Origin of the sequence: Citrobacter sp. Cy070, from assembly GCF_030332245.1 — a bacterium.
GTDB lineage: Bacteria > Pseudomonadota > Gammaproteobacteria > Enterobacterales > Enterobacteriaceae > Citrobacter > Citrobacter youngae.
This window is the reverse complement of record NZ_JAOWIG010000065.1, coordinates 44,301-58,484: the sequence shown is the minus strand read 5'-3', so window position 1 is coordinate 58,484 and position 14,184 is coordinate 44,301. Positions and strand designations below refer to the sequence as shown.

Annotated in this window: 11 protein-coding genes; 5 read left to right on the top strand and 6 right to left on the bottom strand. The window is 52.3% G+C overall.

What is annotated here, in order from left to right; all coding sequences use genetic code 11:
- Positions 1-237 precede the first annotated feature (237 nt).
- Entirely contained in the window at positions 238-504 is a 267-nt protein-coding gene (gene yhcN / locus OGY19_RS10865; protein ID WP_005121357.1) for a peroxide/acid stress response protein YhcN, read from the top strand.
- Between the two features lie 49 nt (positions 505-553).
- Here yhcN and OGY19_RS10860 read toward each other — a convergent pair whose 3' ends face one another.
- Complete coding sequence (locus tag OGY19_RS10860) at positions 554-838, bottom strand: barstar family protein (protein ID WP_048213449.1); 285 nt, start codon at positions 836-838, stop codon at positions 554-556.
- 418 nt (positions 839-1,256) lie between these two features.
- Here OGY19_RS10860 and xapA point away from each other — a divergent pair, with 418 nt between their 5' ends.
- From xapA to OGY19_RS10845, 3 genes are read left to right on the top strand one after another with little or no spacing between them, the layout of a single operon-like run.
- Positions 1,257-2,090, top strand: coding sequence for a xanthosine phosphorylase (xapA, locus tag OGY19_RS10855; protein ID WP_048213450.1), 834 nt, complete (start codon positions 1,257-1,259; stop codon positions 2,088-2,090).
- 50 nt (positions 2,091-2,140) lie between these two features.
- A complete protein-coding gene (gene tsgA, locus OGY19_RS10850) occupies positions 2,141-3,346 on the top strand; it encodes an MFS transporter TsgA (RefSeq protein ID WP_061068701.1) in 1,206 nt (401 codons plus the stop codon).
- A 58-nt stretch (positions 3,347-3,404) separates the two neighbouring features.
- Entirely contained in the window at positions 3,405-4,307 is a 903-nt protein-coding gene (locus OGY19_RS10845) for a LysR family transcriptional regulator (RefSeq protein WP_048213452.1), read from the top strand.
- 40 nt (positions 4,308-4,347) lie between these two features.
- Here the strand turns inward: OGY19_RS10845 and aaeB are convergent, their stop codons facing one another.
- From aaeB to aaeX, 3 genes are read right to left on the bottom strand one after another with little or no spacing between them, the layout of a single operon-like run.
- Positions 4,348-6,318, bottom strand: coding sequence for a p-hydroxybenzoic acid efflux pump subunit AaeB (gene aaeB / locus OGY19_RS10840; protein ID WP_048213453.1), 1,971 nt, complete (start codon positions 6,316-6,318; stop codon positions 4,348-4,350).
- A 5-nt stretch (positions 6,319-6,323) separates the two neighbouring features.
- Positions 6,324-7,256: a p-hydroxybenzoic acid efflux pump subunit AaeA gene (gene aaeA / locus OGY19_RS10835; RefSeq protein ID WP_003025174.1), complete on the bottom strand. Its 933-nt coding sequence runs from the start codon at positions 7,254-7,256 to the stop codon at positions 6,324-6,326.
- A 7-nt stretch (positions 7,257-7,263) separates the two neighbouring features.
- Positions 7,264-7,467, bottom strand: coding sequence for a p-hydroxybenzoic acid efflux pump operon protein AaeX (gene aaeX / locus OGY19_RS10830; RefSeq protein WP_003025177.1), 204 nt, complete (start codon positions 7,465-7,467; stop codon positions 7,264-7,266).
- 184 nt (positions 7,468-7,651) lie between these two features.
- Here aaeX and aaeR point away from each other — a divergent pair, with 184 nt between their 5' ends.
- Positions 7,652-8,581, top strand: coding sequence for an HTH-type transcriptional activator AaeR (aaeR, locus tag OGY19_RS10825; protein ID WP_038634351.1), 930 nt, complete (start codon positions 7,652-7,654; stop codon positions 8,579-8,581).
- Between the two features lie 86 nt (positions 8,582-8,667).
- On the opposite strand, the gene tldD is transcribed toward aaeR, so the two are convergent.
- The gene (gene tldD, locus OGY19_RS10820) at positions 8,668-10,113 is read right to left on the bottom strand and encodes a metalloprotease TldD (protein WP_003025183.1); all 1,446 of its coding nucleotides are present in this window, start codon (positions 10,111-10,113) and stop codon (positions 8,668-8,670) included.
- Between the two features lie 162 nt (positions 10,114-10,275).
- Positions 10,276-14,076 carry an AsmA2 domain-containing protein YhdP gene (gene yhdP, locus OGY19_RS10815; RefSeq protein WP_116361146.1) on the bottom strand — a complete coding sequence of 1,267 codons (3,801 nt, stop codon included), beginning with the start codon at positions 14,074-14,076 and terminating at the stop codon, positions 10,276-10,278.
- Positions 14,077-14,184 lie beyond the last annotated feature (108 nt).

Here is a 14,184-nt window from a genome sequence, read left to right as displayed (position 1 = left end):
ACGCACAATTTGCAAAATATCATATCCTAATGAATTTATTGATTTTATTTTCAAAAATAAGTTCTAACCTGTATTTTTAATTCCATATAGTTATAAAAAATAATTTTTTTAACACTTGATTACCATGGAAACAATTAGCGTGGTATTAATTTATCGCGTGATTAGTGTATACTTGATTTTGTGATGAGGGTCACGAAACAAAGACCCCTAGTAAAAGAATTCGACGAGGTAAATATCATGAAAATCAAAACCACTGTTGCAACTTTAAGCCTTCTCTCAGTTCTCTCTTTCGGTGCAAGCGCCGCTGTTAATCAGGTGAACTCGCAAGAAGCACAGAATCTGCAATCCATGGGTACCATCTCTGTATCTCAGATCGGTAGCTCACCAATGGATATGCGTCAGGCAATTGCCGCTAAAGCAGAAAAAGCGGGCGCCAGCAGCTATCGTGTCACTGAACTCCGTGAAGGTGCTCACTGGCATGCAACCGCAGAATTGTACAAATAAACCCTCGTCGTCTAGTCCGACGACTTGCCCCCGCCTGCCGGGGGCTTTTTTATACCTGTTTTGAGTGACGAACGTTAAAGCGTAACTGTCCTTCGAGCTCTTCTTCTGCTTCATCGAACAGTAAAATCAGCGCGCCATATCGCCTGCGTAACTTATCCGGTAAATGAACAAATTCGATTTCCAGAGGTAAAGGCAAGATTTCCCCAACCACAACCTCCCACAAAGAATCTAAATCAACCACCTTTTCCCGGGCCAGACCGAATGTACGTGCAAACTCACGGTAGAAATCACTCTGATTTTCAATCTCGTCAAAATCAAACGTATAGATATTCATCTATAGCCACCATCCCGACGCCAGTTACTCCACAGACCACCGATATGCAGGGTCTTCCTCAACCTGTTTCCCCTATCCCGCCAGCAAAATTTTATATTCCTGCGGTCCAGGCATCGTTTACCACCCCCAGCTAAATACTCGTCTTAAGTATAGCCCTGCCTCAGTGTGCGTAATACGTCAGGAATGAACTGTTCATCGTTTAGACAAAGAGAGATACATCACATTTTTGTGCAATCCTATGACTGCGTTTCGGAAACAGTATGAAACAGGTTGGCCATAACTTTCTGAAAAATAATAGATCCGATATTTATCTGATTTTTTCAATATAAAAATCATATCAATAACCGCATTTATCATATTGGATTTGTAATTGAAGCCTCCACAAAATGCATGCAACTAAATAGTCTCTGGAGTCGATATGTCCATGTCTGTTGTCAACGATACCCCGTATGAAGCGGCTGAAATTCTGCGTTCTGCAAAACCCAATTTTCATCCACGTATCGCTCTGATACTTGGGTCAGGTCTGGGGGCTCTTGCCGATCGCATGGAAAATAAAACCACGCTTTCATATCAACAATTACCTGGGTTTCCGGTCAGCACTGTAATCGGCCATGCCGGGGAAGTGGTGATGGGAACGCTTTATGGTATCGACCTCATCTGCATGAAGGGACGTGGGCATTTTTATGAAGGGCTGGGAATGGGCATCATGACCCATGCCGTACGTACCTTTAAACTGTTGGGCTGCGAATTTTTATTCTGTACCAACGCCGCGGGTTCGCTGAACGTAGATATTCCTGCAGGTAGTCTGGTCGCCCTCAACGATCACATCAACACCATGCCATCTACCCCACTTGTCGGGCCGAACGATGAACGCTTTGGTCCTCGCTTCTTTAGCCTCGCTAACGCATACGATCGCGAACTGCGCCAGCAGCTTCACGGTGCCGCAGAGCAGTTGGGTATCACGCTTCATGAAGGGGTTTTTGTCTCTTATCCTGGACCTAATTTTGAGACGGCTGCGGAGATTCGCATGATGCAGCGTATGGGCGGCGATGTCGTCGGTATGTCGGTGGTACCGGAAGTGATAGCTGCACGCCACTGTGGCCTGAAAGTACTGGCCGTTTCAGCCATCACAAATATGGCTGAAGGTCTCAGTGATGTTGAGCTTTCCCATGAACAAACGCTGAAATGCGCTGCCATGGTAACCGAAGATTTTATTCGTTTGATCAGCCAGTTCCTCAAGCAGTACGCCTGATCGTGGTTCCGTAGACGGACAGGTCGCCCTGCTCCGTCTGGAGAAAAGTTATGCCAGACAATCAGTTTTCTCGCGCAAATCTCAATGCCGTTTCGTACCTGAGCTATTACTTTGTTGGCGCACTGGTGTCGACACTGGGGATTGTGCTTGGGCCACTTTGTGCCGCTTTTCATAAAGACCCCAGCTTTATCGGGCAGGTCTTTACTCTGATGAACATCGGAATGTTTGTGCCTATTATGCTTGGCGGCATTCTGATGAAAAAATGGGGGCTGAAAAAACCATTAGTTATTGCTGCAACGCTCACCGTGATTATCAGCGTAGTACTTTTTATCCAACCAACCTTAACGCTGTTTAGCGTTGCAGTGGCCGGAATTGGTGCCTGCGGGGGCGTGTTTATGACCATCGGCAGTTATCTGGTGGTCCGTATTAATCCCGATGAAAAGAGCCGCTCTTCCAGCCTGATTTTTACCGATTTCTTTTTCAGCTTTGCCGGAGCAACCCTTTCCTTACTGTTAGCCTGGATGTTTAAACTGGGTGCCAGTTGGATTGCGATGTATGGGATTATGGGCGGTCTGGGCGCGTTGATGTTGGCACTTACCCTGCGTTGTCGCTTCCCATCGACAGAGGCTGCGCAGCCGCAGCAACACGAGAAAACGGAAGAGTCAGAACCCTGGGGGATCTCTGTCTATTTGATCTGTTTTACTCTCTTTGCTTTCCTGCTGGCTGAACCCATTTTTACCATGTGGACACCGGGCTACCTGCAATCGCGTTTTACACTTCAGGCGCAGGATGCCGCGCTATTCACTACTGTGTATTGGGTGACGAAAGCCATTGGCCTGTTCCTGAATCAGTTCACCGTGAAATGGATGAAACTGCGCACTTTCCTGCTGATCTGCGCAAGCATTGGTCTGGTCTCTATTGCGCTAATTGCCAACAGCAACAATACCACGCTGATTCTGATAGCGTGCGGCGTGTTTGGTTTCTTTAACTCCGGTTTATTCTCCGGCCTGATGAGCTATGGTTCACTGCAGGTGAGTCGCAGTTCACCAACCTTGATCTCCGCCTTGTTGACGTGCGGCACAGTGGGCACGCTACTGTTTGCCAGCGTCTCCTCCATGGTAAACAGCCACTTTGGTCTGCAGGGGGCGGTGAATACGTCAACTGTCGCCTATTGTGTGTTACTGCTGACGCTGGTTATCGCTGTCACCTGCAGCCAGGCCGAGCGTCTCGCCCGCCCGCCATCCGCTGCGGTTTGACAAGCTTTGGGGAGGACGGCATGATGCCGTTTCTCTCCCTCTCTTACGCGTAATCAGCATGATTGATCTCCAGGCCAATAGCCGAATTCGTCTTCGAACATTGCGTTATTTTCAGGTTCTCGCTGACGAGCTGCACTTTGGCCGGGCCGCGGCCCGGTTAAACATCTCTCAACCGCCGTTGAGTATGCAGATTAAAGAACTGGAAGAGATCCTTGAAACGACGCTATTTGAACGTACCAGCCGTAAAGTGGTTCTCACGCGAGCCGGGCAGGTATTGAAAACGGAAGTCGATCGTATCCTGAGTACCACCGATCAATCCCTCAATTATGTGCGACAGATTGGCCGTAGCGAACATCAGCATTTCAACATTGGGATAGTCGGTAGCGCATTGTGGGGAACGCTGCTGACACGTCTAAAGGACTTTAAGAAGCAACAGCCGTACGTAAACTGGAGTTTGCAGGAGCTTTCCCAACATCAGCAAATTGAAGCCTTGCATGCCCGGACGATTGATATTGCGATTAGCCGGAACGTACTGCCCCAATCCGAGACGAATATTCGTAGCCAATTGATTTCCCGCGAAGCGGTTGCTCTCGCCGTACCTGAACACGATCCTCTCTGCCAACACCAAAGCGTCTCACTGGCGATGCTCGCTGAACGCCCCATCATTTCGCTTTCATTCAATCAAAGCAATTTCGCCCGTCAGGTACATGACCGCTGTGTTGAGGTAGGATTTTATCCTCTGATTACCCACCAGGTTAACGAACCGCAAACAGCGCTGGCGCTGGTTAGCGCAGGAATTGGTCTCTCTTTGCTGCCAGAAACCTGCGGATTGATCCACTGGCCAGGCGTTCGTTTCTTACCGTTGAATGACCCTATTCCAGCCGATCTTTATGCCTACTGGTACGACGAACAGCTCTCCACATTAATGAACGCGTTTATCATGACATTACAGGGGCGGTAAAACTGAAACCGGAAGAGATATCCTCTTCCGGTTAGATGAGTTATGAATTGCTGGTCAGCGCATGCTGGTATTTGTGCAACATTCCCGTGAGTCGTTTCACTGGCTCCGTCACCTGAGGCGGGGCTTCCCAAAGCGTTAATTTTTCCTGGTAGATATCAAGCTCCTCCAGCAACTGACCAAAGTAGCGTCGGCGTTTGTCATCATTGACTGCAGAAATAACTTGATCGGCGGTACGGCGAAGCTGGCGATGAAACGCCGATAAATCGTCGTTTACCGGTACAGGCGCATCACGTAAACGCTGGTGAGCAATAATCATCGTCAGTGCCAGGCGGAACTTTGCCAGATCACCGGGGAATTTGTTCATCAGTAAAAACAGCTGCTGATACAACGCCGGAAGGTGGTTTTCTTTACGGCGCACAACATTGGTGGTCATTGCGGAGACCGCTGCCGACACAAACTGGTTAAGCAACACACGACCTGTTCTGTCACGCGAGTTATCCCGCACCAACAGAATAACGATAAACGCCAATACGCAGCCAACAATCTGCCCCAGTGCACTGTCGAGGAACTGACTAAAGTGGAACGTCATCGGGTTATCAAGCACGATAATGTTAATGGTGCTCGCCAGCGCCCCCATTGAGCCCAGACGCCGCTTCTGCACCTCAATACCCAGAAAGAATCCCAGCACCGCCAGACTCAGACACAGCAACAACATGCTTTGCTGGGTATTGGGGATAATCACCAGAAAATAGAGCGCCCCCAACGGCAATGCTGCCAGTGTGCCATAGATAAAGTCGATGGCCACCATGCGGGGGTTAGGCAAACGCATGGCCAGCGAGGTGACGACTGCTATCATGACCATCGCGCCGCTACCTGATGTCCAGCCGGTCCACAACCAGAATAAGGTTCCCAGCACACAGGACAGCGTAGTACGCCAGAAGTTGACCAGCGCATGGTGATGTTCGGCGGATTCCACCTTCACCACCGGTTCGCCTTGCAGGATCTCTTCTTCAATAGCGCTAATTTTGGTATTGCTGACCACACCGCGTTTCAACAGCAGGTAGCGCGTCGCCGCGCCGGCCCAGCTATAGATCGTCACTGGCGTATCACGCTCACCGGTCCAGACAATCACGCGGCGCATCCGCTTCAATTGTTTATGTACGTCCTGCACCGTTTCAACCGGCGTATCAAACAACTCGCGGAAGGTATCGGTGATCAGTTCTGGTCGGGTGTTCTGAATAAGATAGGTTTCGCAGGATTGCGTGATGAGCGTAAGCGACAGAGTATTCAATGCCTTGAGTCTGCGGTTAGCCCGCACCCAGCGCGAGGATTCCATGTTCAGGTTGCTGCGCATACCTTCCAGCGCCGCCGTACGACGAACTAAAGCGCCCCAGGCCTTGTCCACCTCTTCGCTATCGCCATGCTTTATACACAGCTGCATAAGCTGATATTGCGCCACCAGAAGACTGTCTAACTCGACATCTATCTCCTGTTTCACTGAACGGGGCGAAAAGAGCAGGTCGGCGATGATAGCGCAGACAATCCCCATCACAATCTCGCTGCAGCGTTCAAGCGCAAATTGTGGCGTCAGCAGAGGCTCCGCCTGAATGGTAATGACGATAATCAGAGCCGTGTAACCCGAAAGCCCCCAGGCATAGGAGTTTTCGATCTTTACCAGTGAAGAGATCCAGGTACAAAAACCGGCCCAGATACAACACACCAGGATCATCAATAGCGGGGCGCGGATCATGCTGATGATAATGATCAGTGCGGCAATACAGCCGATAAATGTCCCGACAATACGCAACATGCCGCGATAGCGGATAGCGCCTGAATAAGGTTCTCCGCCAGCGGCAAAGGCCGGGCCTGCCGCCACAATGGCTGCGGTCAGTACCGCCCAGCGAGGGGTCTCAAGCTGGAAGTGAAAGCCAACGAACAGCGCCAGTACAATCGCGCAGGCCAGTTTTACCGCAAAGCGGATATGCTGGTTGGCAATGGAGAAAATACCCATCGCGATTAACCAAACTCGCGCAGGCGATGCGCCATTTTACGGAAGAAAGATTCCTGGCTGGCATCGCGATCCTGCTTGCCGGTAATGACGACGGTCGCCGTCGTCCCGGCAGGCCACAAGGTTCCCTGCTGCTCATCAAGACGAATTCGCACCGGCACGCGCTGCGCCAGACGCACCCATTCAAGATTGGAATCAATGGTCGCCATACCCTTTGCGTCCCGCGTGCTGCTGGCATTCGTTACGCCAGCCGCCACGCTATCAACGGTGCCTTTCAGCACATTATTACTGCCAAGCGGGGTGATTTCAGCGCGATACCCTGGGCGAACGCCTTCCAGTTTGGTCTCTTCCATATACGCCAGTACATAGAATGAGTGCTGTTTTACCAGTGCCACCGCCGTGGAGCCGCGCGTAATAAATTCACCGCTATAGACGTTCAGGTTAGTCACCCATCCGTCTGCAGGCGCACGGATAACGGTACGTTCCAGATCTAATTTTGCCAGGTCGCGGGTCGCTTGTGCTTTCGCAAGCTGGTGTAATACGGTTTGCAGGACGTTGTTTGACTGGTCGATCTCTTCGCGAGACATAGCCTGCACGCCCAGTCGGTTACGACGACCGGCCTCCTGGCGTTTTTCCTGCGCCAGAACCTGATAATAAGCGACGTCAGCTTCGGCCTGCTCAAGGGCTTTCTTATAGCGTGGCTGGTCGATGGTGAACAGGATCTGATCCTTTTTCACCAGTTGGTTATCATGGATGTTAACGTTGGTAATAAGCCCCGCAACATCCGGCGCAATCGCGACGACATCGGCGCTGAAACGCGCATCACGCGTCCACGGCGACTCGGTGTAGAACACCCATGCGCGGAAAATAGCGATGAAGGCCAGAATGACCAGTATCACGGTAATGGCCGTGCGGGAGAGTTTTCTTGTTAGTGTTTTCACTTCAACCTCAAACGAACAGGCGCGTTATTAAATAGAACAGACAGCAATACAGCGCAGTGTTAAACAGAGCCGGATGCCAGACAAAATCATAGATGCCAGTCGGAACAAGCACCCGGCGCACCAGCCAGAAAATCGCCAGTGACAAAAGTAATTCGAAAAAAATCGGTGGGAAGGACAGACCAAACACCACGATAACGGGAAACAGACTCATGTTGACCTTGGTAACGTAAGAGAGTGCAGATGATAGATTTTCTAGCGTATGTCACCGCAGAGAAGGGCAAGGATGAGCCAGGCGAGAGCGACATAGCCGTTATTTGAATAATAATATATTAACGTAACTGTTATGCTGTTATCTATATTATGTGATCTAAATCACTTTTAAGCCAGAGTGAACAATGGAACGATTAAAACGTATGTCGGTGTTCGCCAAAGTTGTCGAACTGGGCTCCTTCACCGCCGCCGCAAGACAGCTACAAATGAGCGTTTCATCGATAAGCCAGACGGTCTCAAAACTGGAAGATGAGCTACAGGTCAAGCTGCTAAACCGCAGCACGCGTAGCATTGGGCTAACTGAAGCCGGTAAAATTTATTATCAGGGCTGCCGCCGGATGCTGCACGAAGCGCAGGATGTTCACGAGCAACTGTATGCTTTTAACAACACGCCCATTGGCACGCTGCGCATTGGTTGTTCTTCAACCATGGCACAAAATGTCCTCGCCGGACTGACCGCAAAAATGCTCAAAGAGTATCCTGGGCTGACGGTAAATCTGGTGACGGGAATACCGGCACCCGACTTGATTGCCGACGGTCTGGACGTGGTTATCCGCGTGGGTGCCCTGCAGGACTCCAGCCTTTTTTCGCGTCGTCTGGGGGCTATGCCGATGGTGGTCTGCGCGGCAAAAAGTTATCTCGCCCAGTTTGGTGTCCCGGAGAAACCCGCCGATCTCAGCAACCACTCGTGGCTGGAATACAGCGTTCGTCCGGATAATGAGTTCGAATTAATTGCCCCGGAGGGGATTTCTACCCGTCTGATCCCAGAGGGACGTTTTGTGACCAACGATCCGATGACGCTGGTGCGCTGGCTGGCGGCAGGCGCGGGCATAGCTTATGTACCGCTGATGTGGGTGATCAACGAGATCAACCGCGGCGAAGTGGAGATCCTGCTCCCCCGCTACCAGTCAGATCCACGTCCGGTGTATGCGTTGTATACCGAAAAGGATAAGCTGCCGCTCAAGGTGCAGGTGGTGATTAACTATCTGACGGATTATTTTGTCGATGTGGCGCAGCTGTTTCAGGGAATGTACGGTCGAGGAAAAGAGAAATAAAAAGAGTCCAGGCCAGATAAGGCGTTGACGCCGCATCTGGCAAGATGCCCGATAGCACTGGTGCTTATCGGGCCTGAATCATGATGTTACGCGGTGCCACCTACGGTCAGGTTATCCACCTTCAGCGTCGGCTGGCCCACGCCAACCGGCAGACTCTGTCCTTCTTTACCGCAAACACCCACGCCGTTATCCAGTTTCAGGTCGTTACCCACCATCGAAATCTGCTGCATTGCTTCGATACCGGAGCCTATCAGCGTCGCGCCTTTCACCGGTTTGGTCACTTTACCGTTTTCAATCAGATACGCTTCGGAGGTAGAGAACACGAATTTCCCGGAGGTGATATCCACCTGGCCACCGCCGAAATTAGGCGCATAAATACCGTATTCAACGGATTCGATGATTTCCTGCGGCGTGGATTTGCCCGGTAGCATATAGGTGTTGGTCATACGCGGCATGGGCAGATGCGCGTAAGATTCACGACGACCGTTACCCGTTGGTGCCACGCCCATCAGGCGCGCATTGAGTTTGTCCTGCATATAGCCTTTCAGAATGCCGTTTTCGATCAGCACGTTGTACTGACCCGGCGTTCCTTCGTCATCAATGGCTACTGAACCACGACGATCCGCCATCGTGCCATCATCAACGACGGTACACAATTCTGACGCCACCAGCTCACCCATGTGACCGCTGAATACCGACGTGCCACGGCGGTTAAAGTCACCTTCCAGACCATGACCGACCGCTTCATGCAGCAGAACGCCCGGCCAGCCAGCGCCGAGTACCACCGGCAGCGTACCGGCAGGCGCGGCTACCGCAGAGAGATTGACCAGCGCCATGCGTACGGCCTCTTTCGCCCATGCGTCAGCACGAACTTCGCCATCAAGGTCGCCAAGGAAATAGTCATAGCCAAAACGACCGCCGCCACCGCTGGCGCCACGCTCGCGTTTGCCATCCTCTTCAACCTGTACGCTTACGGACAAACGCACCAGAGGACGGACGTCAGCGGCCAGCGTACCGTCGGTCGCCGCCACCAGAATCAGTTCATACACACCGGTCAGGCTCGCCGTCACTTCCTGCACACGCTTGTCGGCGGCACGCGCCACGCTGTCTACGCGGCGCAGAATATCCAGCTTCTCTTCGCGGCTCATGCTCTGCAGGGGATCTACTGAGGTATAAAGTGCCTGATGCTCTACCGCCCCCAGCGTTTTTACTTTGCCATCACCGCTGTCGCGCACGATAGTACGCGCGGCATGAGCACTTTGCTCCAGCGCCAGCAGGCTAATCTGGTCTGCATAGGCAAACCCGGTTTTTTCGCCGCTGATGGCGCGCACGCCAACGCCCTGATCGATATTGTAAGAACCATCTTTAATGATGCGGTCTTCTAAAACCCAGGATTCGTGATAGCTCGACTGAAAATAGAGATCGCCGTAATCAAGACGGCGTTCGGCCAGTTGGCCCAGGATGGCAAACAGATCCTGATGTTTCAGGCCATTCGCCGCTAGCAATTGTTCACTTACCAGGTTCAGACTCATCGTTTTGCTACTCATTAGTTACTGTTGTAGGCCTGATAAGACGCGCCAGCGTCGCCATCAGGCGCTTCAATGCCCGGATGGCGGCGTAAACGCCTTATCCGGCCTACGGACTGCGGTAGAAGTTCTATGTTGAGATTGGGGCAATTACTCGCCCCCGTCAAATCATTGCTGGCTTTCTTTGCGCGGCTGGCGCAGAACTTCGTTGATCTGTGGCTTATCGACCGGACCGGTAATGCGATAGCGCAGAATTGAAACTTTGCTCCACAGCGGTCCCAAAACTTTACTGGCGGCAAATACCGCCGCGCCGACAATTGGGTTGACGGCAAACGCCGCGGCCACCCCAACGGTGGCAGAAATTTCAGGTGCGACAACGGCTTCCATATCCAGTTCGCGACGCACCAGATTCACCGAACCTTTCATGGCGATGTCAGCTTCCAGGCCATCCACCAGCGTATCATCAGTGTGCATCACACCGTCTTTGATCCACGCCGTACTGCGGATAGAGTCAAAGTAAAAACCTTCGCTGAACGTATCGCTAAAATCAAAACGCAGTTTACGTAATAGCGCATCAAAGCTCAGCAGACGTAACAGTTGTCCCGCATGTCCGGTGCTAAGTTCAGTCAATTCACCTTTGCCCAAACGGGTACGCAAAATCCCATTCAGTGAAGCTTCATCCGGATCCCAGGGCGGATTACGCCAGTGCAGATCGTACTCGACGTTAAAGGAAGAGTTACGAATCGGGGTAGATACGCCAAAGAAACCCGCGGCTGAATCAATCTTGTTGCCATTCAGCTTTCCTTTCAGTGACGTACGCTCCTTGCCCGGCACATTGACCCATTCGCCATCGGCGGTCAGCCGGGCAAACCCGGTATCCAACAGACCATTGCTCAACGTTAATGTGTCACCTTTTATCGCGACATCGGCATCAATGCGCCCATACTTTTGCCCCCACATCCAGCACTCTTCGCAGCGTATCTGCGCATCCGGCCAGCCACGGAAACTGACGTTACTGATAGCAGAGAACGGCGAGGCTGGCGTTGTATTTGGCGATGACGTTGCAGCGTTCGGGTTGTAATACAGGTACTTGATATTGGCAAGCCACGGAGCATTATTGCGCATAGCCAATGTGGCGTTAATCTCACGCCCCTGTGCCCGTACGCTGGTACCATTAAGCCCAGGTTCAGACACAATGCTCAGGTTATTCCACTGCTGGCCGCCCAGGGATAAAGAAGGCGTGCGCACCGCAATACGCTGCGGGAAGTTCGCATTACTTCCGACGTTATCTGCCGCGCCTTTCTGGAACAATGCCAGCCATTGCGCACCGTCCATGGGCGGAAGATTAAGTTCGATGCCCTGCTGGTCAGGAAGCGCTGGCACGGTACGGCTTTCCGAAGTCCAGATTGCGCGGTCAAGCGTCAGTTTCTGATTCAGCAACCAGTGGCTGTTAAAGTGGTTCTTGCTTCCGGCGTTACCGGTCAGATCGAAGCTGCGCAGGTTACCATCTGCCTTAACATTAACCGGTAGCGACTCACCGGCGACTTTGTTTAACGGAGCAGGTAAGTGACTGCTTACATTTTTCAGGTCGCCTTTCAGCTCAATGTTGTAGGTCGCTCCGGCATGATATGGCAGGTCAATGCCAACCTTACCGTTCCACGCCATACTGCCGCTTAAGGCATCATTCACCTGTGCGGGGAGTATCCCCATGCGAGTTGGCTGCCAGTCACCGTTCAGATTCACAGCAACCTGGTAAGCTTTTGCACCCTCGGTAGTGGAAAAGTCGACGTTCAGCGGCTGATTAAACCAGTTCGCCGTCATCGGCTCACTCTTGAGATCGCCGTTGATAAAGCTGAATTTACCGTTCAAATTCTTCAGCGTGCTGTCGAGCGGCTTGATAAACAGACTGTTATTACGCAGGTTCACGTCGCCTTTGGCCGTAACCAGCGAACCATCTAACGGGATATCAAGATGTAAGCGAGCACTCACATCACCGTCAATTTGCAGCTGTTCCAGCGTGGCACCAAGCGACTCTTTCAGCGGTGTTTCGTCGAAATAAGGCCCAACCGCTTTGCCCGGCCCGTTGATGTCGGCATCAATCAGCAGTTTTTCTTTTGCGTAGTCAGGGATATTTGCCGTCAGGTTAGTGGCTTTTACCCCCCCTAAATTGACGCTATCCGTCTTCATCCACAGGCCATCGTTAATGAAGTTCAGTTCAATATTGAGGTCAGTCAGTGCGGGCCAGTCCGGCTGGAAGGCAAATTTTGCATTACGCAGCGGCACCAGCACCTGGAACTGACCTTCGTTATGCAAATACGGGAACAGATGTGGGTTACCGCCATAAACCAGTGTTGCGTTATCCGCCTCACCGCCCTGAATTGCCCCACTGAGATAATCAACCAGCTCTTTTCCCATCAGATTTTCCGGGAAATAGCGCCAGGCCTGGGAGCCATCGTGAGTGCTAATCCCCGCCAGAATCCCCAGCCACGGTTCATCACCGGTTGGTTGCAGATAACGAAAACCGCCGCGCGCATGTACCGCTTTCGCTTTAACGTCAATATTGCGCCCGTCTAGCTGAAAGCCATTTTCATTCTTCAGCCAACTGAGCGTTGCCACGCCATCTTCTATCTCCAGCGGGGCACGAAAGACGGTTTCATACGGCATTTTTGCCTGCTTCATGGAGGCCGTTAATGCGCCATTTTCCACGCTGCCAGACAATGTACCGGAGAAATGTTCTGCCCCCGGCAGCAGCTTCCACTGTTTCCAGGCCAGATCGGTCCACGAGGACTGGAAACGGGTTTTTTCGGTCGCCTGTAACGGGATATCCAACGCCAACACATTTATCTTGCCGCTCGGTTGCGTGGCCCGCCAGATATCACCCAATGCCGGAGATAACTTAGCGGCCATCGGGCGTAGCCCCTCTAACCCGGCTAGCTCCAGGTTACTGGCGCGAATACGTAATTCGTCACTGCGCTTATTATTGGCACCCCCCACTTCCTGCCCGGGAAACCAGGCCAGCGTTAATGCCCCACTCGGCCAGGGTTTGTCATCCATCGTGATGCGCGTATCCGGGATAGCGAACAACCAACCGGAGTGCTCACGGCTGATATGCGCAGTCAGGTTATCGACGGACAGCGTGTGGATGTTGCTCTCTCCCTTCCAGCTTGCGCCGCCCTTTTTCAACCAGACATCGCCACCAGAGATTTCGCCTTTGTTGAGCGTCATCCAGCCTTCCAGGCTAAAGCGCGCAGTTTGCAGCGCAACATTGTCCTGCATCCATTTTCCCAACCACGGCTTAACGTCGATGTCGTCAGCCTGCAGCCAAACTCGACCATTATTCAGCAGGCCGTCATCATCACGCAGATCCATACGCACCTGCATAACACCGTGCTGCCCGGTCAGGCTGGAGAGGCTGACCTGGCCTTCAGCACGATGCCGGTTTTTACCGTTCAACCAGGTTAGCTGAGGGATCGCCAGTTCCGCACGCTGGCCTGACAGGGTCAAAAAACTAACCTGGCTGTCGCGAAGATCAAAATGATCAAACTGGCGCAGGAACAGATCGCTGATGTGGCTGGTTTCAATCCCGTCGCCGCTATCGCCGCGCTGGATCGGTGTATTGGTGCGCAACTGCAGTTGCCAGAAGGTGAGATCGCGAAACTGCCAGCGCATGTGCAGCAAACTTTGCCAGACATCCAGCGCCAGCGTGACACGCTTTACCGAGAATTCGCCACCGTCTTTCAGCTGTGCATGAATATCGCGAGCTTCGAGCGTAGGGCCAAAATTTTGCCAGTTAGCAGAAAGCTGGCTGGCGGAAACGGGCATACCGGTGGCAGATTCGATCTTGCCCAGAATGGTCGGACGCCAGCTATCGAGATGCGGTAGAGCAAGGCGCAGCCCACTGACCAGCAGCGCTGCGATGACAACGAATGCGGCTCCAGTGAGCAGTAAAATCCCCGGCAATCGCCTCACGCGCCTCTCCTTGTCTGCCAAAAAATGTGACTCACACCCCTTGAGTGAATATTGCCGGATAGCGGCGTTTGTGCCTTATCCGGCCTACATGCGCGGGTGCCACTACAC